The organism is Bacillus nitratireducens (genome assembly GCF_001884135.1).
GTDB lineage: Bacteria > Bacillota > Bacilli > Bacillales > Bacillaceae_G > Bacillus_A > Bacillus_A nitratireducens.
On the sequence record NZ_MAOC01000020.1, the window covers coordinates 207,612 to 230,946 of the forward strand.

Annotated in this window: 23 protein-coding genes and 1 riboswitch; of the genes, 17 read left to right on the forward strand and 6 right to left on the reverse strand. The window is 33.6% G+C overall.

From position 1 onward, the window contains the following. Positions 1-92 precede the first annotated feature (92 nt). On the reverse strand, positions 93-623 hold the full coding sequence (locus tag BAU23_RS06575) for a GNAT family N-acetyltransferase (RefSeq protein ID WP_000483990.1): 531 nt from the start codon (positions 621-623) through the stop codon (positions 93-95). A 143-nt stretch (positions 624-766) separates the two neighbouring features. Between BAU23_RS06575 and BAU23_RS06580 the strand changes: the two genes are divergently transcribed. The 3 genes from BAU23_RS06580 to BAU23_RS06590 all read left to right on the forward strand — a co-directional run bounded on the left by BAU23_RS06580 (position 767) and on the right by BAU23_RS06590 (position 3,465). Continuing rightward, positions 767-1,465: a response regulator transcription factor gene (locus BAU23_RS06580; RefSeq protein ID WP_016129137.1), complete on the forward strand. Its 699-nt coding sequence runs from the start codon at positions 767-769 to the stop codon at positions 1,463-1,465. Further along, on the forward strand, positions 1,455-2,522 hold the full coding sequence (locus BAU23_RS06585) for a sensor histidine kinase (RefSeq protein WP_071733831.1): 1,068 nt from the start codon (positions 1,455-1,457) through the stop codon (positions 2,520-2,522). Before BAU23_RS06580 ends, BAU23_RS06585 begins: the two co-directional genes overlap by 11 nt. 82 nt (positions 2,523-2,604) lie before the next feature. Beyond that, positions 2,605-3,465: a M23 family metallopeptidase gene (locus BAU23_RS06590; protein WP_000265688.1), complete on the forward strand. Its 861-nt coding sequence runs from the start codon at positions 2,605-2,607 to the stop codon at positions 3,463-3,465. A 56-nt stretch (positions 3,466-3,521) separates the two neighbouring features. On the opposite strand, the gene BAU23_RS06595 is transcribed toward BAU23_RS06590, so the two are convergent. Beyond that, positions 3,522-4,817, reverse strand: a complete 1,296-nt coding sequence (locus BAU23_RS06595; protein ID WP_001030685.1) for an Nramp family divalent metal transporter — start codon at positions 4,815-4,817, stop codon at positions 3,522-3,524. A 495-nt stretch (positions 4,818-5,312) separates the two neighbouring features. Between BAU23_RS06595 and trhO the strand changes: the two genes are divergently transcribed. Beyond that, the gene (gene trhO / locus BAU23_RS06600; RefSeq protein WP_000246242.1) at positions 5,313-6,272 is read left to right on the forward strand and encodes an oxygen-dependent tRNA uridine(34) hydroxylase TrhO; all 960 of its coding nucleotides are present in this window, start codon (positions 5,313-5,315) and stop codon (positions 6,270-6,272) included. Between the two features lie 48 nt (positions 6,273-6,320). Here the strand turns inward: trhO and BAU23_RS06605 are convergent, their stop codons facing one another. Beyond that, complete coding sequence (locus BAU23_RS06605; RefSeq protein WP_016129139.1) at positions 6,321-7,796, reverse strand: hypothetical protein; 1,476 nt, start codon at positions 7,794-7,796, stop codon at positions 6,321-6,323. Between the two features lie 175 nt (positions 7,797-7,971). On the opposite strand from BAU23_RS06605, the gene panE reads away from it, so the two are divergent. After that, positions 7,972-8,916, forward strand: a complete 945-nt coding sequence (panE, locus tag BAU23_RS06610) for a 2-dehydropantoate 2-reductase (RefSeq protein WP_001221873.1) — start codon at positions 7,972-7,974, stop codon at positions 8,914-8,916. A 54-nt stretch (positions 8,917-8,970) separates the two neighbouring features. Here panE and BAU23_RS30790 read toward each other — a convergent pair whose 3' ends face one another. Next, a complete protein-coding gene (locus BAU23_RS30790) occupies positions 8,971-9,099 on the reverse strand; it encodes a hypothetical protein (protein WP_000031870.1) in 129 nt (42 codons plus the stop codon). 139 nt (positions 9,100-9,238) lie between these two features. Further along, a riboswitch (cyclic di-AMP (ydaO/yuaA leader) is annotated at positions 9,239-9,385 on the forward strand. A 144-nt stretch (positions 9,386-9,529) separates the two neighbouring features. Between BAU23_RS30790 and BAU23_RS06620 the strand changes: the two genes are divergently transcribed. The 6 genes from BAU23_RS06620 to BAU23_RS06645 all read left to right on the forward strand — a co-directional run bounded on the left by BAU23_RS06620 (position 9,530) and on the right by BAU23_RS06645 (position 17,585). After that, positions 9,530-11,356 (forward strand): APC family permease, encoded by a 1,827-nt coding sequence (locus BAU23_RS06620; RefSeq protein ID WP_000254872.1) that lies wholly within the window; start codon positions 9,530-9,532, stop codon positions 11,354-11,356. A 602-nt stretch (positions 11,357-11,958) separates the two neighbouring features. Beyond that, a complete protein-coding gene (gene nheA / locus BAU23_RS06625; protein ID WP_071733833.1) occupies positions 11,959-13,119 on the forward strand; it encodes a non-hemolytic enterotoxin NHE subunit A in 1,161 nt (386 codons plus the stop codon). 37 nt (positions 13,120-13,156) lie between these two features. Beyond that, a complete protein-coding gene (nheB, locus tag BAU23_RS06630; RefSeq protein ID WP_000162972.1) occupies positions 13,157-14,365 on the forward strand; it encodes a non-hemolytic enterotoxin NHE subunit B in 1,209 nt (402 codons plus the stop codon). Between the two features lie 108 nt (positions 14,366-14,473). Further along, positions 14,474-15,553, forward strand: coding sequence for a non-hemolytic enterotoxin NHE subunit C (gene nheC / locus BAU23_RS06635; protein ID WP_071733835.1), 1,080 nt, complete (start codon positions 14,474-14,476; stop codon positions 15,551-15,553). A gap of 235 nt (positions 15,554-15,788) precedes the next feature. Further along, positions 15,789-16,415, forward strand: coding sequence for a LysE family translocator (locus BAU23_RS06640; protein WP_071733837.1), 627 nt, complete (start codon positions 15,789-15,791; stop codon positions 16,413-16,415). 222 nt (positions 16,416-16,637) lie between these two features. Next, positions 16,638-17,585: a sugar-binding transcriptional regulator gene (locus tag BAU23_RS06645; protein ID WP_000409776.1), complete on the forward strand. Its 948-nt coding sequence runs from the start codon at positions 16,638-16,640 to the stop codon at positions 17,583-17,585. Between the two features lie 48 nt (positions 17,586-17,633). Here BAU23_RS06645 and BAU23_RS06650 read toward each other — a convergent pair whose 3' ends face one another. Next, entirely contained in the window at positions 17,634-17,996 is a 363-nt protein-coding gene (locus BAU23_RS06650; protein WP_000477042.1) for a hypothetical protein, read from the reverse strand. A 156-nt stretch (positions 17,997-18,152) separates the two neighbouring features. Between BAU23_RS06650 and deoC the strand changes: the two genes are divergently transcribed. The 6 genes from deoC (at position 18,153) to BAU23_RS06680 (ending at position 22,935) form a co-directional block, all read left to right on the forward strand. Then, entirely contained in the window at positions 18,153-18,824 is a 672-nt protein-coding gene (deoC, locus tag BAU23_RS06655; RefSeq protein WP_001017444.1) for a deoxyribose-phosphate aldolase, read from the forward strand. Positions 18,825-18,929: 105 nt separating this feature from the next. Then, positions 18,930-20,111, forward strand: coding sequence for a NupC/NupG family nucleoside CNT transporter (locus BAU23_RS06660; protein ID WP_000876193.1), 1,182 nt, complete (start codon positions 18,930-18,932; stop codon positions 20,109-20,111). A 36-nt stretch (positions 20,112-20,147) separates the two neighbouring features. After that, the gene (locus BAU23_RS06665; protein WP_001983022.1) at positions 20,148-21,449 is read left to right on the forward strand and encodes a pyrimidine-nucleoside phosphorylase; all 1,302 of its coding nucleotides are present in this window, start codon (positions 20,148-20,150) and stop codon (positions 21,447-21,449) included. Positions 21,450-21,482: 33 nt separating this feature from the next. Next, positions 21,483-21,878: a cytidine deaminase gene (locus BAU23_RS06670; RefSeq protein WP_000358534.1), complete on the forward strand. Its 396-nt coding sequence runs from the start codon at positions 21,483-21,485 to the stop codon at positions 21,876-21,878. A gap of 163 nt (positions 21,879-22,041) precedes the next feature. Further along, positions 22,042-22,437, forward strand: coding sequence for a DUF2871 domain-containing protein (locus tag BAU23_RS06675; protein ID WP_071733839.1), 396 nt, complete (start codon positions 22,042-22,044; stop codon positions 22,435-22,437). 15 nt (positions 22,438-22,452) lie between these two features. Continuing rightward, entirely contained in the window at positions 22,453-22,935 is a 483-nt protein-coding gene (locus BAU23_RS06680) for a CcdC family protein (protein ID WP_000050391.1), read from the forward strand. Between the two features lie 50 nt (positions 22,936-22,985). On the opposite strand, the gene BAU23_RS06685 is transcribed toward BAU23_RS06680, so the two are convergent. After that, positions 22,986-23,216, reverse strand: a complete 231-nt coding sequence (locus BAU23_RS06685; RefSeq protein WP_000789779.1) for a DUF896 domain-containing protein — start codon at positions 23,214-23,216, stop codon at positions 22,986-22,988. Positions 23,217-23,335 lie beyond the last annotated feature (119 nt).

Sequence of the window (23,335 nt, forward strand, 5' to 3'; positions counted from 1 at the left end):
AAGAAATGAAAACCGTTCGTTTTTCCATCCCTCATTAAAAATCCACTACCTGAATCCGTTGTACTGATATGAGTTTTTACACATTAATTCTATTAAACCGATTTTAATAAAGAATAAAAATTCGTATCATATGGAATATCATCTTGATACATATAATTTTTTAGAACTCCTTCTTTTTCAAAACCTAATTTTAATAGCACTTTATTTGAAGCCTCGTTTTCAAGAAAGACAATTGCCCCGATACGTTTTAAATGGAGCGTATTGAAGCCGTAACCTATTATTTCAGAAACTGCCTCAGTAGCATATCCATTTCCCCAGTGTTCAGGCAAAAAGGCATAACTAATATTTGCTCGTTTATGTTCAGAAGACCAATCATGAAAACCAATTGTTCCAACGATTCCTTTCTTGTCTTTTAATTCGATGCCCCATTTTATACCGCGTCTTTCATTGTAACTCAACTTGAAATTGTTAAGGATTTGCTTTACTTGATCGAGATTTTGTAATGGTTTTTGGCCATAATGGCGCAGGACATCGGAATTAGAAAAGCAATCTAATATACTCGGCGCATCTTCTTCAGTAAGTTCTCTTAAAATAAGTCGCTCAGTTTTTAATATAGGGAACATGCCTTCACTCCTGTTCATATGAAACTAGAATGTATTTGTTATTGTATACTTTAGTCTGAAAATAAGGATTATTCAAGGTATAATGATGATTTTAATTTATGTTAAAATTGATTGTGGAATATATTTCAAAAAGAGGTTTAGATATGGAGAAAAACTCAATTTTAATTGTAGATGATGATCGAGATATTATTCGATTCATTAACGTAAATTTAGAGCAAGAAGGTTTTACTGTTTTTAGTGCTGACAACGGAGAAGAGGCGTTAGAGGTATTGAATAATAATGATGTTCAACTTGCTATCCTTGATGTTATGATGCCTCAAATGGATGGGATTGAATTGTGTAGAAGGATAAGAGAGAAATATAGTTTGCCAATTATGTTTTTAAGCGCTAAATCATCAGATGTAGATAAAGTAATTGGATTTAGCACTGGGGCAGATGATTATATTGTGAAGCCGTTTAGTACAATTGAATTTATAGCAAGAGTGAAAGCTCAATTAAGAAGGTATACATATTTTAATCAAAATACCGTTCAAGTAATAGAAAAGAAAATAAACATTAGAGGTTTAGAAATAGATGAAGTGTCGAGAACAGTAATGTTATATGGAGAAACAATCAATCTTACGAAAACTGAATATGATATTTTGTGCTTAATGGCAGTTACGAGGAATCGTGTGTTCACTATTGAAGAAATATATGAGAGCGTTTGGAAAGAAAGGGCTTATGAAAGTAATAATACAGTAATGGTTCATATTGCAAGATTGAGAAATAAAATTGAAGAGAATCCAAAAGAGCCGAAGTTTATTCAAAATGTTTGGGGAGTCGGATATAAAATTGAAGATTAAATCATTACAAGGCATTAGAGCTAAGTTTTTTATCGCGTTCATATGTAGCATTTTGTTAGCAACTGTAAGTATAATAGCGTTTCAAATTGTAATTGGAAATATATATAGTCATGTTACTGCGTTAGAGGAAAAATATTCATTTTTATATTTAATAGCTTTTTTAATTTTTACTACAATATACTTTGCATTCATGACAAAAACAATGATGAAAAGATTATCTGAAATTAACAAGAGTGTGAAGGAAATAAGTAGTGGTAATTTTGAAATACATATACCTATTTCAAAAAATGACGAGATTGGTGAATTAGCAGCGAATGTTAATAGAATGGCCAAAAATTTAAAAGAGTCTATCGAGAATGAAAAAAAATCGCAGGAAATGAAAAATGAAATGATTAGTAATATTTCTCATGACTTACGAACACCTGTAACATCTCTAATAGGTTACGCGGACCTGTTAGGGAATCAGCTTCATTCAAATGGAGAAGAATGTGAACAGTATGTAAGTATATTAAAGCGAAAAAGTTATGAATTAAAAAATCAAGTAAATGGTTTATTAGAATATTGTCAAATAAATTATAGAGAGATTGAATTACATAAAAGTGTAGTAAATATGAAAGCGTTCATTGAACGAATCATGATTGATTTTGTACCACAGCTAGATGATGCCGATATGAGCTTTTGTATTAAAGGTGATAAAGAGTTACATGTGGAAATTGATGTAGCGCTTATGGTGAGGCTATTCGAAAATGTAATTAGTAATAGTATTATGTACGGGAAAGACGGAAAAGAGATTTTAATTCAAGTTTCTAAAAGAGACATGAATGTTGAAGTAGAAATTACAAATTTTGGGCAATGTATTCCGAAAGAGAACCTTACTTACGTTTTTGAGAAGTTTTATCGTGGTGAAAAATCACGTAGCTCTCATACGGGTGGAAAAGGAATGGGACTTGCAATTGCGAGAAGTATAGCGGAACTTCATAAAGGAGATATCACTGTACGTAGTAACGATAAAGAAACGGTTTTCACTATTGTTTTACCGCAGTATAAAGAAATGTAAGAAAGTCGTAAGTATTTCTTTTGTATGTCGTAATTTTCACTTCGTATCATTTAGAACAAAGATATGAGAGTAGGGATACAACATGTGGAAGAAATATGTATTAGTAATTTTAGCTGCTTTTTTAATGACAAGTTGGAGTGTAGCTTATTTAGCTAATGGTGTTATATCAGTCATTTTTTGGTGGATTATACAAGCTTTTAGCTTAGTATCAATCTTTATTTTGATAGGGTCAGCATTACTATTTGTGTGGAAAGGCATTTTCAGAAAGCGAATAGATAGAATACTACTCTTCATAGTTCTTTTCTCTATAATTGGAGCTTGGCCTTTAGGATGGTTTGCTAACATAGGGGGACTTGCTTATCCAGCAGATGTACATTCTATGAGCCCTAAAATAGTCGTTCGTTTTCCCTTAAATGAACGAGCATTAGTGGGCTGGGGCGGTGATCGATTAGAAACGAACTATCATGTTATAAAACCAAATGAACGATGGGCATATGATATTCTTATTCCGCCTGCTGAAGTGAAAAGTAGTAAGTTAGAGGATTATGGAATATATGGAGCGAAAGTAATGGCACCAGCTTCTGGAACAGTTGTATCAATCAATAACGATGAAAAAGATGTAGTTCCGGGATCGGATGATTTTGAGTCAATGGCGGGGAATCATATTTATTTACGACTAGATGAATCAGGGACATTTTTGATTCTTGCCCATTTAAAAAAAGGATCAATTAAAGTGAGGGAAGGCCAACATGTAAATGAAGGAGAGGTACTTGCCCAAGTCGGTAACTCAGGAAGTTCAAGTGAGCCCCATTTACATATTCATCATCAAAGGCAGGATCCATCTAAGGTGAGCATATTTCTTTCGGAAGGATTACCACTTTATTTTCGAACTGAAAAAGGTGCGATAATGCCAGAAAGAGGTACATACATAAGAGGTAATTAGAAGAGAATTACTTCGCTAAAAAAGGTATTCCAGTTTTATTGGAATACCTTTTTTCATTAACCTACAAATGTTTGATACAGTAAGAAAATATTTAAAATGATAACAAGTGCAGCAATGATCCAAGCGATAAAGGTTGTTATGCGGTGGTTAACGAGTGCACCCATAATTTTTTTACTGCTTGTAAACATAATAAGTGGTACTAATGCAAAAGCAATACCGAATGATAAGACGACTTGGCTCATGACTAGAGCGTAAGTTGGATTTACACCTAAAGCGATAATAACTAATGGTGGAATCATTGTAATAAAACGGCGTAAGTATAACGGAATATGCATTCGAATGAAACCTTGCATAATAATGTCACCTGACATTGTACCGACAGAAGAGCTAGATAGTCCTGCTGATAAGAGCCCAATTCCAAATAAAGCAGCTGATACAGGACCGACTAAAGTACTGAACTGGTTAAAAGCAACATCAAGATCTTCAACATGCAAGCCGTTTTTAAAGAATAGTGCAGCAGCAACAATTAACATACTCGCATTAATTGCTCCAGCGATAACCATTGCGATAATGATATCAATAAATTCGAAGCGGAAAATCTTTTTCTTTTGTTCATCATTTGTTCCGACTACGCGGCGCTGCGTTAAGGCCGAATGTAAATATATCGCGTGCGGCATTACTGTCGCACCTAAAATTCCAGCTGCTAAAAGGATGCTATCTACACCTTGGAATTTTGGAGTGAAAAGCCCTGAGAGTAGAGGACTTAATTCGGGTTTTGCGTAAAAGACTTGGATACCAAAAGCGATAACAACGATAAAAATCATCCCTGTAATGATAGCTTCTAATGGACGAAAGCCTCTGCGTTGAAATTCAAGAATAATAAATGACCCAACCGCTGTAATTAAAGCAGCTGGTAACATCGGAATTCCAAATAGTAAGTATAAGCCAAGTGCTGCTCCGATAAATTCAGCTAAATCTGTAGCCATAATAACGAGTTCCCCTTGTATCCATAAACCAATGGAAACTGGTTTGGGGAAGTTTTCGCGAGCTACTTCAGGAAGATTTCTCCCAGTAGCGATTCCTAATTTGGCTGATAAAGTTTGAATTAATACAGCCATTAAATTAGAAGCGAGTATTACCCAAAGTAATAAATACCCATATTGTGACCCAGCCGCGATATTTGTCGCGAAGTTCCCGGGATCAATATAAGCAACTGATGCGATAAAAGCAGGTCCTAAGAATGGTAACAGTCTTTTAAAGCCTTTTGTTTGTCCACTTAACGCTAAATGGGCTGATTGAACTGTTGTACTTTGAGAAGGGACTTGTTCATCTTTTGTTATATCTTTATTCATAGTAGTATTCCCCTTTGAAATCTTAACTTGATGAAATTATTGTATTTATTCTTACACATTATTTCAATACATTTAAATATATTATGTGGCAATTTCATTTGAACATAAAAGTTTCCTTAATGCAAATTATATGACTTCGTGCAAAGAATGGTGTGATGATGTGAAAAATGTTTTGGGAGTTTATGGATGCTGAATAAGGGGGAAGATAATAAATTATAGGGTTGTTTTTGAAATTTATGTGAACATAGAGCCTATATTACAGCATATTAATTGATGGAAATGAAATTGTATGATATATAATATATTGGGATTACAACATAACCATAGTGTTTTGTGATGTAATCTTGTTTTTATTTTTGTTAACTTATAGAAAAAATTGTAAATAGAAGAAAATAGGCTAAGTACAATTTAGTATGTATTTTCTTATTATATATGTTTTGATATGAACGTTAACTTATACATGATTTTAAAATTTAGATAGGTGGTAGAAATACATTGGCAACTACAAAACCATATAGAGTATTACTATATTACATGTACACAACAATTGAAAATCCAGAAGAATTTGCTGAACAGCATTTAGAATTTTGTAAATCACTTGAGTTAAAAGGAAGAATTCTTGTAGCAACAGAAGGAATTAATGGAACTTGTTCTGGTACTGTAGAGCAAACAGAGAAATACATGGAAGCAATGAACAATGATCCACGTTTTGACGGTATCGTATTTAAAATAGATGAAGAAGAGGGGCATGCATTCAAGAAAATGCACGTACGTCCTCGCCCAGAGTTAGTGACACTTCGTCTAGAAGACGACATTAATCCGAAAGAAATAACTGGGAATTATTTAGAACCAAAAGATTTTTATGAAGCAATGAAACAAGAAGATACAGTTATCATTGATGCACGAAATGATTATGAGTTTGATCTAGGTCACTTTAAAGGTGCGATTAAACCGGATATTGAATCATTCCGTGAATTGCCAGATTGGATTAGAGAAAACAAAGAAACACTTGAAGGTAAAAAGATTTTAACATACTGTACAGGCGGAATTCGTTGTGAGAAGTTTTCTGGTTGGTTAGTTCGTGAAGGTTACGAAGATGTAGGTCAGCTTCACGGTGGTATTGTAACGTACGGAAAAGACCCAGAAGTACAAGGTGAGCTTTGGGATGGACAATGTTACGTGTTCGATGAGCGTATCTCTGTACCAGTAAACCAAAAAGAACATGTTATCGTTGGTAAAGACCACTTTTCAGGTGAACCTTGTGAGCGCTATGTAAACTGTGCAAATCCAGAATGTAATAAGAAAATTTTATGTTCTGAAGAAAACGAAGCAAAACATTTACGTGCATGTTCTCATGAATGTCGTGTACACCCACGTAATCGTTATATCGTGCAACACGAATTAACAGAAGAGCAAGTAGCTGCTACATTAGAAAAAATCGAAGCAGGGAAGTAAGCATAATAGAAAACAGATGGTAGCATCGTGCTGCCATCTGTTTTTTAGTTACTTTGTATTATCCTTCTCTTTCACAGCAGAAAGTACAGTTTGTTTTACCCATGCTTTTCTTCTTTTATGTTGTAGACTCCATTGGTATAAACTTTGCGCACCTAAAATAAGTGAAATGACTATGCCGCTAATTGCTATTAGAAGCGCGAAAAATTCAAGTGGCGACGATATTTTTTTTGAATCGGTGTTTCTTAAAAGATCAATCATAGTAAACCCTAGCATTTGGCCTACTACAGAGTAGAGCGTTAAAATTAATAATAAAAGGCTATCTTTTTTAGAGGCGACGTTTTCTTGATATTTAAACAAACTATCAAGATTTTGTTTCGCATTCGCGTATAGAACCTCAATGTTAAATAGCCTTCTTAAGCGAAAAAAAATATCTTCACTCTGTGATTGGGATACTAACTCTAAAGAAAAGTAATTAGCTGTAAACGAATTGATTGAATAAATTAATTTCTCTATTTCATTTGTATCTTGTTCAATATTTAACTCGGCATAAGCGTTTGCCATCTTTAATAAAACAACTTTATGAAATAAGTTTAATAATAAAGCGTAATAAAATTCCCCGTACATTTGACTAGCAAGTTTAGCGATTGCTTGTTCACCTTCATTTGTTATACATGTAAAAATGTGTTCTTCCATAACAAAGTAGCGATTAGGAGCCCATCTTTGATAAGAATGTTTTGTTAAATAATCTTGAATATAAGGAACATTATTTGCGCTAATATACGGCTTGCCATCGTCTGTTAATCCGGAAAGACTGGAAGTTCGGTATACATCGATTATATGAAGGTCTGACTCTTTATTCACGGATAATAAAGTTTGTACATACATTCGTTGATCTTCAAAGAATGGGAATGTTTGAAAGTAAGAGCTCCGCAATCTCTTTTTCTCAAAGAAGTCTGTTAAGCCATGAAATAAATCGCCGAATATAAGCTTCTCTACTTGTGAATATTGTTTTCCATTACATTCAATACAAATAGTCTCAGTTGTGTCATTTTTAGTTTCAAGTACACGGAAGCGGGCAGCGAATTCAATTGCTTCTGATAATGTCATGTTTGGAGAGGTTTCTACTTCTGTCCGTATTGTTAAGAAGCCAAGCTCATAAGGGCAAAGTGTTACGTCAATAGAGTGTATTTTGAATGGAACGGAAATAAGATTTGTTGTTAAATGTCCAGTTAAGTTAAGGTCTTTAGAATAGCGCTGTAATCCTTTTTGATGCTCTGAGTGAGGAAATAGAATTTTATTTGTAAATGAAAGATAGTATGCTTCCATATTTTGATGTGAAACTTGAAACTTTCCGTAGTATGTATTTTCATTTTCAAGGTGATCGAGTCGAAAAGGGCGAAAATCATTTTTCTGTAAGAAAGGGAACATATTTTGTTCATATCCAGTTTTAAAAGAAAACGGGAATATAAATTGAAATACAGCTGTTGTTACATCTTTTTCTTCAATTGCTTGTATTGCCTCCATCTACATTGTTTCCTTTCCATGTATGCTATAAAAACAACATGCCCAAATTCATTTGAAAATAACCACTGTTTTATACTCTATTAAGAATGAAAATTCAGCTTATTTAATAGGGGACATGTATAATGTGATGTATACTAAAAGTTATAAAATTGTATTTTGAAAAGGGGGATGTTGTATGCGGATTTTAGTATTAGGAGCTGGTGGCGTTGGAGGCTTTTTTGGAGGTCGATTAGTAGAAAAGGGAGAAGATGTTACGTTTCTTGTTCGTAGTAAACGGAAAAAACAATTGGAGGAAAGAGGACTTGTAATCCGAAGTATTAACGGGGATTTTTCCTTCCAACCGAAATTAATAACGAAAGAAGATCGAACTTCTCCATTTGATGTCATTTTATTTTCAACAAAAGCGTACCACTTAAATGAGGCAATTCAAGATTTGAAGCCGTTTGTAGGTGAAAATACTGTAATAATCCCATTATTAAATGGTATCGCTCATTTATCGCTGTTACAAAAGGAATTCGGTGAAGAGAAAGTAATTGGCGGTCTATGCTTTATCGAGACGACATTAAACGATCAGGGAGAAATTGTACAAACGAGTGCTGCCAACAGACTTGTATTTGGAGAAATTAAGTCTCAAGATTCAGAGAGAATCAATCATATTGCTAAAGGATTTGCAGGTACGAAATCTAGTTTTGTTTTAAGTGAAAATATTACGCAAGATATGTGGCATAAATATTTATTTATTACTGTAATGTCAGGTGTGACAACATTAATGCGTGCACCAATAGGACCGATTCGCGAAAGCAAAGGTGGACGCGATTTTATCCAAAACTTATTTGAAGAATCTGTGCAAATCATGAGGGCATTAGGAGCTCCGGTAAAGGAGAACATTGCCCAGGAACATATGAAAACAATTGATAAAATTTCGTATGATATGAAATCATCGATGCAGCGTGATATGGAAAAAGGTTCGTCCATTGAAGGGAAGCACTTACAAGGATACTTACTAGATTTAGCAGAACAATTTTCTATAGAAGCACCATTATTAGGAGCAGTATATCAAAATTTAAAAGTGTATGAAGAAATGGTCTTTAACAGATCGGCAATAGAATTGGATGTATGAAAAAATAAAAAAGAAAGCAATATATAAATGTATTGCTTTCTTTTTTATGACAAATTATTTATTTCTTTTAACTCTTTCTGTCAAGTTTATTTCTTGTTCGCGTTTCCCATACAACTGATTAATTTCATTTGCTAATGCATCTAAATAGGAATCGGAAAAAATAGGCTTCTTTTCTTTAGACATATAGGTCTCCTTTATCGATTTTTTAGTATTCATTATGTATATTTATCGGCGGATTATACGCAATCATTTTAATTTTTTCTTTTTAAAAATTTTTGTTTACATTTTGAAAATAAAGGAGTATTATAATCCACAGTTTCAATTTTCTAAATCGCTGAAACCGCATGGTGCGGGGGACCCGTTCTTATGGATTAGTACTTAATCCAATGGGGTGAATCCTTGAAAAAGGTAGGGCTACTCAAAGGCCCGAATCCGACAGCTAACCTCGTAAGCGTTATATTGAGAAGGAAGGTGGAGCTTGTGCGACAAAAAATATAATGTCTACAAGTCTATTTCGTTATGGCTTGTAGACATTTTTTGTTTTCTGAAGAAATAGTTTATACGCTGTAACTAGCAGAAAAGTTCGTACAAAATTATTGGAGAGTGGACAGCAGTGGTTTCATCAATCAAAAGGTTTTTAATTGGAAGGCCGTTAAAATCAACTGAGTTAGGAGAGCAAAAGCTTAATAAAACGAAGGCGTTAGCCATTTTATCTTCTGACGCATTGTCATCAGTTGCATACGGACCAGAGCAAATATTAATTGCACTAGCAGGCCTTGGAGCGGTAGCTTATTGGTATTCTATTCCGATCGCTGTTGGGGTATTAGTATTATTGACAGCTCTTATTTTATCTTATCGACAAATTATTTTTGCTTATCCGCATGGCGGGGGGGCATACGTAGTATCAAAAGAAAATTTAGGGATGAATCCAGGATTAATAGCTGGAGGATCTTTACTAGTCGATTATATTTTAACTGTTGCAGTAAGTGTATCTGCAGGTACAGATGCGCTCACATCAGCTTTCCCTAGCTTACATGCACATAATGTAATCATTGCGATTATATTTGTTATATTAATTACTATTTTAAATTTAAGAGGAGTAACGGAATCAGCTTCTATTTTAGCATATCCAGTTTATTTATTCGTTTTAGCACTATTTATATTAATTGGTGTAGGGATATACAATATTTTAACTGGTCACGTGTCACCGACTTTACACACGCCGATTGGAACACCAGTTGCAGGAATTAGTTTGTTCTTACTGTTACGAGCATTTGCTTCAGGAAGCTCTGCTTTAACGGGTGTTGAGGCGATATCTAACGCAATCCCAAACTTTAAAGATCCTGCACCTAACAATGCAGCGAAAACATTGCTTGCAATGGGTGCATTACTTGCAGTTTTATTTTCAGGAATTGTCTTTTTAGCTTATTATTACGGAATTAATCCAAGTAAGGAAGTAACAGTCGTTTCACAAATTGCTGAACAAACTTTTGGACGTAATTTCATGTACTATTTCATACAAGGTACAACAGCTTTAATATTAATTCTTGCTGCTAATACAGGTTATTCTGCATTTCCGCTATTAGCAGTTAACCTTGCGAAAGATAAGTTTATACCGAGAATGTTTACGATTAGAGGAGACCGCCTAGGTTACTCAAACGGTATTATTATACTTGGAATCGCTTCAATTATTTTAATTGTAGCTTTCCAAGGGCAAACAGAACATTTAATCCCGTTATATGCAGTAGGTGTATTTATTCCATTTACACTTTCTCAAACTGGGATGGTATTAAAATGGCTTCGTGAAAAACCTGAAGGATGGGCTTTGAGATTAACGGTCAATTTAATTGGTGCAGTCATTAGTTTTATCGTAATGAGTATGTTCTTTTTAACTAAATTCGCACAAGTTTGGTCGATCCTTATTTTCTTACCTGTCATTATCTTCTTGTTCCATCGAATTAAGAAGCATTATGATGCAGTGGGGGATCAATTAAGTTTAAAAACTTGTGAACCACTTGTTCCGATTGAAGGGAATGTAATTGTCGTTCCTGTAGCAGGTATGACTCATGTAGTAGAAAATTCACTGAACTATGCTAAAGCTCTTTCTGCAGATCAAGTTATCGCTGTGTATGTTGCTTTTGACAGAGAAGAGGAAAAGAAATTTGAAGAGAAATGGGAGAAGTGGCAACCTGAAGTAAGGCTTGTTACATTACATTCTCATTATAGAAGTATTATTCAGCCGCTAACAAAATTTATTGATACAGTACAATATAAGGCGAGTGAATCAAATTACCGAGTTACGGTCGTTATACCACAGTTTATTCCGAAAAAAGGTTGGCATAACATTCTTCATAATCAGTCTAGTTTACTCATTCGTGCGTATTTACTCTATAAAAGAAATGTTGTTATTACGACAGTTCCATATCATTTGAAAAAGTAATAAGACTTTTTAAGGATAGCTTCACGAAAGTGAAGCTATCCTTTTTGTGTATATGTTATGCATAATTGCATATAGGTCTTAAAATTATATTGCTATAATATTATCGCTTATGAGTAAACAGTGTTTTTTGTTGTGATATATGGATATTTTAATTGAGAAAGTTAATCGGATTTTATTTTGGAATAAAGACATGAGGGCTTGAAAATAAAGGGAATTAAAATACTTCTTTACGGTAGATAAATAGCTGTGTTTAAATGACCTTACAGTACAAAACTTAAATAAAAACAAAACGGAATTTCATATTTACATATGTTATTTAGTTTAAAATGAATAATATTTTCATGTAATATATTCACTGTGTGAATGTGGAAATTGCAATGGAATAGAAAATTTATACAACTTTATTCATACTAAGCACATATGAAAAGGTATGAAATGTTTTATAACAATAAGTAAGTACTGTAGAAAAAAGTTAGAAGAGATGGTTCGTACATGAATCACGGTGAGAACGTTCTCTATTTTTAACCATCTCAAATCATTTGCAAGAAAATAGAATAATAAAATGCGATAGTAATAGTTGCTAATACATAGGAGGAGTTAAAGTGAAAAAGACTTTAATTACAGGGTTATTGGTTACAGCAGTATCTACGAGTTGCTTCATTCCTGTAAGCGCTTACGCTGAAGGAGGGCAATCAGAAGTGAAAGTATTAAACGTGCAAAATGCAATTGCCCCAAATACATTATCAAATTCAATTAGAATGTTAGGGTCACAGTCACCACTTATCCAAGCATACGGATTAGTTATTTTACAACAGCCAGACATTAAGGTAAACGCTATGAGTAGTTTAACGAATCATCAAAAATTTGCAAAAGCGAATGTACGAGAGTGGATTGATGAATATAATCCGAAGCTAATCGACTTAAATCAAGAGATGATGAGATACAGCACTAGATTTAATAGCTATTATAGTAAGCTCTATGAACTAGCAGGAAAAGTAAATGAAGATGAACAAGCAAAAGCAGATTTTACGAGTGCATATGGAAAATTGCAATTGCAAGTACAAAGCATTCAAGAGAGTATGGAGCAAGATTTATTAGAGTTAAATCGATTTAAGACGGTATTAGACAAAGATAGTAACAACTTATCAATTAAAGCTGATGAAGCAATAAAAACACTGCAAGGATCAGGTGGAGATATTGTGAAATTAAGAGAAGACATAAAAAGAATTCAAGGGGAAATTCAAGCTGAACTAACTACTATTTTGAATAGACCACAAGAAATTATTAAAGGTTCTATTAATATCGGTAAACAAGTATTTACAATTACAAATCAAACTGCACAAACGAAAACAATTGATTTTGTTTCTATCGGTACTTTAAGTAATGAAATTGTAAATGCTGCAGATAGTCAAACGAGGGAAGCCGCTCTTCGTATTCAACAAAAGCAAAAAGAGTTATTACCACTTATTCAAAAGTTATCACAAACTGAATCAGAGGCAACTCAAATTACATTCGTTGAAGATCAAGTAAGTAGCTTTACAGAACTAATTGATCGCCAAATTTCAACTTTAGAGACGTTATTAACGGATTGGAAAGTTTTAAACAATAATATGATCCAAATTCAAACAAATATTGAAGAAAGCACGTATACAGACAGTAGTTTACTTCAAAAACATTTCAATCAACTTAAAAAAGTAAGTGATGAAATGAATAAGCAAACAAATCAATTTGAAGATTACGTTACAAACGTTGAAGTACATTAAACAGAAAAATAATTAGCGATATAGGGAGAGAAGAAAAATGACAAAAAAACCTTATAAAGTAATGGCTCTATCAGCACTTATGGCAGTATTTGCAGCAGGGAATATTATGCCAGCCCATACGTATGCTGCTGAAAGTACAGTGAAACAAGCCCCAGTTCATGCAGTAGCAAAAGCTTATAATGACTATGAAGAATACTCATTAGGACCAGAAGGCCTAAAAGATGCAATGGAAAGAACAGGTTCAAACGCTTTAGTAATGGATCTGTACGCTTTAACAATTATTAAACAAGGAAATGTTAACTTTGGTAATGTATCGACTGTTGATGCAGCTTTAAAAGGAAAAGTGATTCAGCACCAAGATACAGCTAGAGGAAATGCGAAACAGTGGTTAGATGTATTAAAGCCACAGCTTATTTCAACGAATCAAAATATTATTAATTACAATACGAAATTCCAAAACTATTATGATACTTTAGTTGCTGCGGTAGATGCGAAGGATAAAGCAACTCTTACGAAAGGTCTAACTAGATTATCAAGTAGTATTAATGAAAATAAAGCGCAAGTAGATCAGTTAGTAGAAGACTTGAAGAAATTCCGAAATAAAATGACGTCGGATACGCAAAACTTCAAGGGAGATGCAAATCAAATTACATCAATCTTAGCTAGTCAAGATGCTGGAATTCCGCTTCTGCAAAATCAAATTGCAACGTATAATGAAGCAATTAGTAAATATAATGCAATTATTATCGGTTCATCTGTTGCGACAGCCTTAGGCCCAATTGCAATTATCGGTGGTGCAGTAGTTATTGCTACTGGTGCAGGAACGCCGCTAGGAATCGCATTAATTGCAGGTGGTACAGCAGCTGTAGGTGGTGGAACAGCTGGAATCGTATTAGCGAAGAAAGAGCTTGATAATGCACAAGCAGAAATTCAAAAGATAACAGGACAAGTTACGACTGCTCAATTAGAAGTAGCAGGGTTAACGAACATTAAAACACAAACTGAGTATTTAACAAATACGATTGACACTGCAATTACAGCGTTGCAAAATATTTCAAATCAATGGTACACAATGGGATCAAAATACAATTCTTTACTTCAAAATGTAGATTCAATTAGTCCAAATGACCTTGTTTTCATAAAAGAAGATTTAAACATCGCGAAAGATAGCTGGAAAAACATTAAAGACTATGCAGAAAAAATTTATGCTGAAGATATTAAAGTAGTAGATACGAAAAAAGCATAATCGAATACGAATCGTTAGAGCGTTAAGTATTGATGAATGAGTTGAAGCTCCTGTTCAGTTGTGAGCAGGAGTTTTTTTATATCCTTATAAAGAGAATAGGTGAAAAGTATGGAGAAAAAATTTTATAAGAAATGTCTTTTAGCAATAATGATTGCTGGAGTGGCAACGAGTAATGTGCTTCCTTTACATCCTTTTGCAGCGGAACAAAACGTAAAAACATTACAAGAGAGTGCGAAAAATTATTCTCTCGGACCAGCAGGGTTCCAAGATGTAATGGCGCAAACGACATCGAGCATATTCGCAATGGATTCATATGCAAAATTAATTCAAAATCAGCAAGAGACTGATTTGAGTAAAATAAGTTCAATTAATAGTGAGTTTAAAGGAAATATGGTTCAGCACCAAAGAGATGCAAAAATTAATGCGGCGTATTGGTTAAATAATATGAAGCCTCAAATTATGAAAACGGATCAAAATATTATTGATTACAACAATACTTTTCAAGCGTACTATAATAGCCTGCTAGTAGCGATTGATCAAAAGGATAGCGGTAAATTAAAAGCGGATTTAGAAAAGTTGTATGCGGACATTTTAAAGAATCAAAATGAAGTAGATATTTTATTAGGGAATTTAAAAGCATTTCGCGATAGAATGGCGAAAGATACAAATAGTTTTAAAGAGGATACAAATCAATTAACAGCGATTTTAGCAAGTACGAATGCAGGTATTCCAGCATTAGAGCAACAAATAAATACATATAACGATTCAATCAAAAAGAGTAATGATATGGTTATCGCTGGTGGCGTACTTTGCGTAGCATTAATAACATGTCTTGCTGGCGGACCGATGATTGCGATTGCGAAAAAAGATATCGCAAATGCAGAAAGAGAAATAGCCAATTTAAAAGATAGAATTTCTGGAGCACAAGCAGAAGTCGCAATTTTGACTGATGTGAAAAATAAAACAACAAACATGACAGAAACAATTGATGCAGCAATCACAGCACTGCAAAATATATCAAATCAATGGTATACGGTAGGGGCAAAATATAATAATTTACTACAAAACGTAAAAGGAATCAGCCCTGAAGAATTTACCTTTATAAAAGAAGATTTAAATACAGCGAAAGATAGCTGGAAAGATGTAAAGGATTATACAGAAAAATTACATGAAGGCGTGGCGAAGTAAACAGTGGACTAGTTCCGCTGTTTATTTTTTTTATCCTGTTTTTTGTGAGAGGTGGACTTGTAATTTGATATATAAGTTTTTCATGTGTATTATCAATGTGGCTCTGGGATAATGTTTAGTCAAATTGATACTAATAACTTTAATAAACTTCCGATCAAGCTTTTTATATTTAATGTTTTAACGAAAAAAGCTATACTGTAAGCAAAATTAAAAATTGGAAAGGAAATACTAGAACATGGAAAATTATTTATTATTTATCCTTACAGCAATGCTAATCATAATAATGCCTGGTCCTGGTTTTGCACTAGTTACAAAAAATACTATCTCGCATGGTAAAAATGGTGGGATAAAGACTGTTTTAGGAACGATATCTGGAATGATGATTCATACAATAATGGCTACGTTAGGACTCTCTGCTATTCTAATGAAATTTGCTATGTTATTTACATTTATAAAATATGCTGGGGCTTTTTATTTAATTTACTTAGCTGTAAAGTCAATTAAAAGTGCCTTACATAAAAAAGAAGCTATGTCAGGTTCAGTAGAAATGAACTCTAAAGATATAGGAGCAATTAAAAGCTTTAGACAAGGATTTACTACGGCAATTTTAAATCCAAAAACTGCTGTGTTTTTCCTTAGTTTTCTACCCCAATTTATTGTGAGTAATCAAAATCATTTCCTCCAATTTCTTTTATTAGGAGTCACATTTACGACTTTGACAGCAATATGGTATTTACTTTATATCTCACTCATACGTCAATTAAGAACTTTTTTAAGAAAAGAAAAAGTAAACCGTACAATAGAGGGTATTACTGGTACAGTATTATTAATATTTGGAGTTAGGTTATTTTTCCAAAAATAAATATTAATAGAAAGACAAAGAATGAATTAAATATAAATCGATTTATTTGATTCAAGATCATCTGTATCGAGTGTATGAAGCTAAAAAATAAAGTTTCATTGTAAAGACTAAGTGGAGTAGAAGTTTAGATGAAAAAAATTCGGTAGTCGAATTTTCTTGCATAAAGCTGTATAATGCTTGTAACGAAAGGGAAATACAGGAAAGGGTTTGTAATAAGTTACTATGGAAAAAGATAAACAACAATTAAGCGTTGAAGTTGCAAGATTATATTATCAATCAGATTATAGTCAGCAAGAAATTGCTAACAAATTAAATATCTCAAGACCGACGATCTCTAGATTATTAAAGTACGCAAAAGAAAAAGGGTTTGTTCAAATTAGTATAGCTGATCCATTTGCTGATTTAGATAACGTTGGGAATTTACTGAAAGAAAAGTACAAATTGTTAGAGGCACATGTTGTGTTTTCTCCAGTACCAGAATATGCAACGATTACTGAGTATATTAGTAAATATGCAGCTGAGTACATGGAAAAGACGGTGAAAAACGGTGATATCGTTGGTGTAAGCTGGGGAATGACGATGTATGAAATCGCTAGGAAAATCGTACCGCAACATGTGAAAGGTGTAGAAGTTGTCCAGTTAAAAGGTGGTATTAGTCATTCGAGTGTAAATACATATGCGAATGAGACCATTGCTTTATTTGCAGAGGCTTTTCAAACGACACCAAGAAATCTACCACTTCCAGTTATATTTGATAATGCGGTGACAAAAGAATTAGTGGAGCAAGATAGACATATTCATCACATTATTGAAATGGGGAAACAAGCAAATATTGCAATTTTCACTGTTGGAACAGTGCGAGATGAAGCGTTATTATTCCGATTAGGATATTTAGATATGGATGAAACGAACATTTTGAAAAAACAAGCTGTCGGTGACATTTGTTCACGTTTCTTTGATGGAGACGGAAATATTAGTAGCGAAGAAATTAATAAGCGTACAATTGGAATTGAGTTAGAGGAACTTAAATTAAAGAAACGTTCTATTTTAGTTGCGGGTGGTAATAGAAAAATAAAAGCAATTGATGGTGCGTTACGCGGCGGGTATGCAAATGTATTAATTATAGACCAGCATACGGCAAAAGAATTGTTACATTATAATAAAGATTAGAAATAAAAGGCTTTCTCAAAATATTAATTTTGAGAAAGCCTTTTATTTTTAGTATGAATAAATCAAGGTGTAGTACCTTGTAAAGTATTTGTAAGGAACGCTCTTTGATTGATCTCCTTTTTCAAAAATTAGTGAGTTAGCCATAATATCTCTATCTACAAAAGTCCATCCATCTTGCTCCATCATATCGATAAAAGGTTCCATTTTTCCGCGCTTTACTAAGTAGGGGTATTGATTATCTATCGGTTCTACTTCCACCATTTCTTTGTCTTGAATAACCATCTTAGACATAGCTAAAGCAAATGGAATGGGGTTTCCTTCTTGGAAAATAACATCCCTTTTATAAAAAATAAATATGGATAGTGAGGTGCATACTAGCAATGTGAATATAAAGAATTTTGACTTAAACAAGTGGTTCACATCCTTTATTTACAAGCTTATACTACTTTCAATGTATTACAAGAAATTCCCTTCTAAAAAAGAATGAACAAAATTTCAAAAGTGTATTTACATTTGTTCAACTAAGAGTTAGAATGAAGTTGTTAAAAGATATGAGGAGTGAAGATAATGAATATTGCAAAGTTAATTGACCATACAATTTTAAAAGCTAATACTACAAAAGAAGATGTTATGAAAGTAATCGAAGAAGCAAAGGAATATAAATTCGCTTCTGTTTGTATTAATCCTACATGGGTAAAGCTAGCTGCTGAAGAATTAGCTGGACATGATGTAGACGTTTGTACTGTAATCGGTTTCCCATTAGGAGCAAGCACTACTGAAACAAAAGCTTTCGAAACAAAAGATGCTATCGCAAAAGGTGCAACTGAAGTTGATATGGTAATCAACGTAGGCGCTTTAAAAGATGGCGATAACGAGTTCGTTGAAAAAGATATTTATGAAGTAGTACAAGCAGCAAAAGGAAAAGCTCTTGTAAAAGTAATCATTGAAACTTGCCTATTAACAGATGAAGAGAAAGTACGCGCTTGTGAATTATCAGTAAAAGCTGGTGCTGACTTCGTAAAAACTTCAACTGGATTCTCAACTGGCGGAGCAACTGCTGAAGATATCGCATTAATGCGTAAAACAGTAGGACCAAACGTTGGTGTAAAAGCATCTGGTGGCGTTCGTACACGTGAAGATGCAGACAAAATGGTAGCTGCTGGAGCTTCTCGCGTTGGAGCAAGTGCTAGTGTTGCAATCGTATTAAATGATGCAAAAGGTGCTACAGATAACTACTAATCAATAAAGAGTGAAGAGCAATAGATACACGTTTAAAGTAAAGTGTATCTATTGCTTTAACAATTGAAAAGAATGTAAGCGGATACGAGTGGGAGGAGACGGCTTATGAAATACTTAATCGGTGTTTTAGGCCTCGTATTGATTTTAGGTATCGCTTGGCTTGCTAGTAATGATAGAAAGAAAGTCAAATATCGCCCAATCATAACGATGGTTATATTACAATTCATTTTGGGATTTTTATTATTAAATACAAGTGTAGGGAATATATTAATTAGCGGAATAGCAGATGGTTTTGGAGAATTATTAAAATATGCCGCTGATGGTGTGAACTTCGTATTTGGTGGATTAGTAAATCAAAAAGAGTTTTCATTCTTTTTAAGTGTATTAATGCCAATCGTATTTATATCAGCTTTAATAGGTATTTTGCAACATATTAAAGTATTACCTATTATTGTGAAATCTATCGGTCTAGTATTAAGCAAAGTAAATGGAATGGGGAAACTAGAATCATATAACGCGGTAGCTTCTGCGATTTTAGGACAATCTGAAGTGTTTATTTCAGTTAAGAAACAACTAGGATTATTGCCAGAGAAAAGAATGTATACATTATGTGCATCTGCAATGTCTACCGTTTCTATGTCTATCGTTGGATCATATATGGTGTTATTAAAACCGCAATATGTTGTAACCGCTTTAGTACTTAACTTATTTGGTGGTTTCATCATTGCTTCTATCATTAACCCGTACGAAGTTACTGAAGAAGAGGATATGTTAGAAGTACAAGAAGAAGAGAAAAAGACATTCTTTGAAGTATTAGGGGAATACATTATAGATGGATTTAAAGTTGCGATTACAGTGGCAGCTATGTTAATTGGTTTCGTTGCTCTTATCGCATTCATTAATGCAGTATTTAAAGGTGTAATCGGTATCTCATTCCAAGAAATTCTTGGCTATGTATTTGCACCATTTGCATTTATTATGGGTGTACCTTGGCATGAAGCAGTTAATGCCGGAAACATTATGGCAACAAAATTAGTATCAAATGAATTTGTCGCTATGACAGATTTAGCAAAAGGAAACTTTAATTTCTCAGATAGAACGACAGCGATTATATCTGTATTCTTAGTTTCATTTGCAAACTTCTCTTCAATTGGAATTATTGCTGGAGCAGTTAAGAGCTTAAATGAAAAACAAGGGAATGTAGTCGCAAGGTTCGGTTTGAAATTACTTTTCGGTGCAACATTAGTAAGTTTCTTATCAGCAACAATCGTAGGCTTATTATTTTAATAGATTCATATCATATAAAAAGGAATGGTGATTGTAATGAGAATGGTAGATATTATTGCGAAAAAACGTGACGGCAAAGAATTAACGACTGAAGAAATCAAATTCTTTATTAATGGATATACAGACGGAAGTATTCCTGATTATCAAGTGAGTGCACTTGCAATGGCAATCTTCTTTAAAGATATGACAGATCGCGAACGTGCAGATTTAACGATGGCGATGGTTGAGTCTGGAGAAACGATCGATTTATCAGCAATTGAAGGAATTAAAGTAGACAAACATTCAACTGGCGGTGTTGGTGATACGACAACATTAGTATTAGGACCATTAGTAGCTGCTTTAGATGTACCAGTAGCAAAAATGTCTGGTCGTGGATTAGGACATACAGGTGGAACAATTGATAAATTAGAAGCGGTAGAAGGATTCCACGTTGAAATTACGAAAGAGCAGTTCATTGATATTGTAAACCGTGACAAAGTAGCTGTTATCGGACAAACAGGAAACTTAACACCTGCAGATAAAAAGATTTATGCATTGCGTGACGTAACAGGAACAGTAAACTCAATTCCTTTAATCGCAAGTTCAATTATGAGTAAAAAAATTGCAGCTGGTGCTGATGCAATCGTACTTGATGTAAAAACAGGTGCTGGCGCATTTATGAAAACAGAAGAAGATGCAAAAGAATTAGCTCATGCAATGGTACGTATCGGAAATAATGTTGGACGTCAAACGATGGCAGTTATTTCAGATATGTCACAACCTCTTGGTTTTGCAATTGGTAACGCTCTAGAAGTGAAGGAAGCAATTGATACATTAAAAGGTGAAGGCCCAGAAGATTTAACAGAATTAGTACTTGTATTAGGTAGCCAAATGGTTGTACTTGCGAAAAAAGCAAATACATTAGAAGAAGCTCGTGAAATGTTAATTGAAGTTATGAAAAATGGAAAAGCAACTGAGAAATTTAAAGAGTTCTTAAGCAACCAAGGCGGAGACAGCTCGATTGTAGACAATCCAGAAAAAATGCCACAAGCGAAGTATGTAATTGATGTACCTGCAAAAACTTCAGGTGTGATTTCAAACATTGTTGCAGATGAAATCGGTATCGCAGCTATGTTATTAGGTGCTGGTCGTGCGACAAAAGAAGATGAAATCGATTTAGCAGTAGGTTTAATGTTACGTAAAAAAGTTGGCGATGCAGTAAAAGAAGGCGAGCCGTTCGTAACGATTTATGCAAATCGCGAAAATGTAGAAGATGTAAAAGCAAAAATTTATGAGAATATTTCTATCGCTGAAACAGCAGTGGCTCCTAAATTAGTTCATACAGTTATTACTGACTAATCAATATTACATTTACTTTGAGGAGGAAATAATATGGATAAGAAAAAATATATTGAAGAAGCAAATAAGATGTTATCGAAAGCGTATATTCCGTATTCTAAATTTCCTGTTGGTGCAGCATTAGTTACAAAAGAAGGTAAAATCTATACTGGTTGTAATATAGAAAACGCTTCTTACGGTTTATGTAACTGTGCAGAAAGAACAGCAATATTTAAAGCAGTATCAGAAGGTGAGCGCGACTTTAGTTACTTAGTCATTACAGGAGAAACTGACGGACCTATTTCACCATGTGGTGCTTGTAGACAAGTGATTGCTGAATTTTGTGATCCGAAAATGCCAGTTTTACTAACGAATGTAAAAGGCGATGAAAAAGAAGTGACGGTTGAACAGTTATTACCGGGTGCTTTCACAATTGAAGATTTAAAATAAGTAAAAGCCATTCCACAAGGAAAAGTTGTGGAATGGCTTTTTTGTTTCCAATAATAGAATGTAACATTCCGTTCATATTCCGTTCATAAACTTTACGTAAAATAATTGGAGTGAATATGGAAAGTGACGATATAAATTGTCGTTCTACAGCAGGAGGAATATAATGAAAAAATTATATAATGCAGCATTCATTTACTTAATTATTGGTTTATTATCAGGTGTATTTGCAAGAGAGTATACGAAAGCGCAAGGAATTAAAGGATCCACTATGTTGCAATTAGTGCATACACACGTATTAGTGCTCGGCTTCGTATTCTTTTTGATCGCTTTAGCTCTATTTAAAGTGTTTAATGTCCATGAAACAAAAGGTTTTCGTGCGTGGTTTGTTGTTTATAATGTAGGATTAATTTTTACTATTGCTACAATGGTATTTAGAGGTCTTCTACAAGTAAACGGAACTGACTTTAATGGTTTAAGCCATATGGCTGGATTAGGTCATGTCATTATAAGTATTGGGCTTGTTTGGTTTATGATTTTGCTAAAAAAGTCTTTTAAATAGATAGGAGTGGAGAATATGAGTTTAGCACTTTTATCAAGTATTGTAGCGGTTTGTATGGCTGTTGGAGTGATGTTTCTTCGCTTTAAGTCAGCGAAAAAACCGGTAACGAAAAAGAAAATTATATTACCGCCAATCTTTATGAGTACTGGTGCATCGATGTACTTCTTACCAGAGTTTCGGTTAACATCGTTAGAAATAGTAGAGGCAATCAGCGTAGGACTTATTTTCTCTATATTTCTTATTAAAACAACTAAGTTCGAAATAAGAGGCGAACATATATATATGAAACCGTCTAAAGCATTTATATTTATTTTAGTTGGATTATTAGCAGTACGAGTAGCATTAAAATCATATTTAAGTCAGTCGATTGATTTAACCCAATTAAGTGGAATGTTTTTCTTACTCGCTTTTGCGATGATCATATCGTGGAGAATCGCGATGTATCGCTCGTATACTAAATTAGAAAAGACAATAAAAAGAGCTGGAATTTCTATATAGGAATTTCAGCTCTTTTTATGTTTTATACGATTGTTTTTTTAGCTTTGATTTCATTTGCTTAATTTTAAACGTATTTGAGCATCTTGTAATGCAACTGGTGTAACGTTAAGACCATTTTGATCAACGATTTTTGTGTTTAATAAAATGGAATCTAAGCTCCCACGAAATGTTTTTGTATAGTTTTGACGCAAGGTTTGTTGTTCTTGTTTTTCATCAACTGTTAATCCAGATGCTTTTTCTTTTTTTGATAATTCGTTAATACGGAATAAAATGTTTTTCATTTGTTTTCACCTCTAGTTAAATTTAATTACATTAGTTACTTACTAATGTATAGTTATTTTAACGCTTAATTTTTATTATGTCAACACCATCTAAAAGGTTAAAAATTGACGAAAAATTA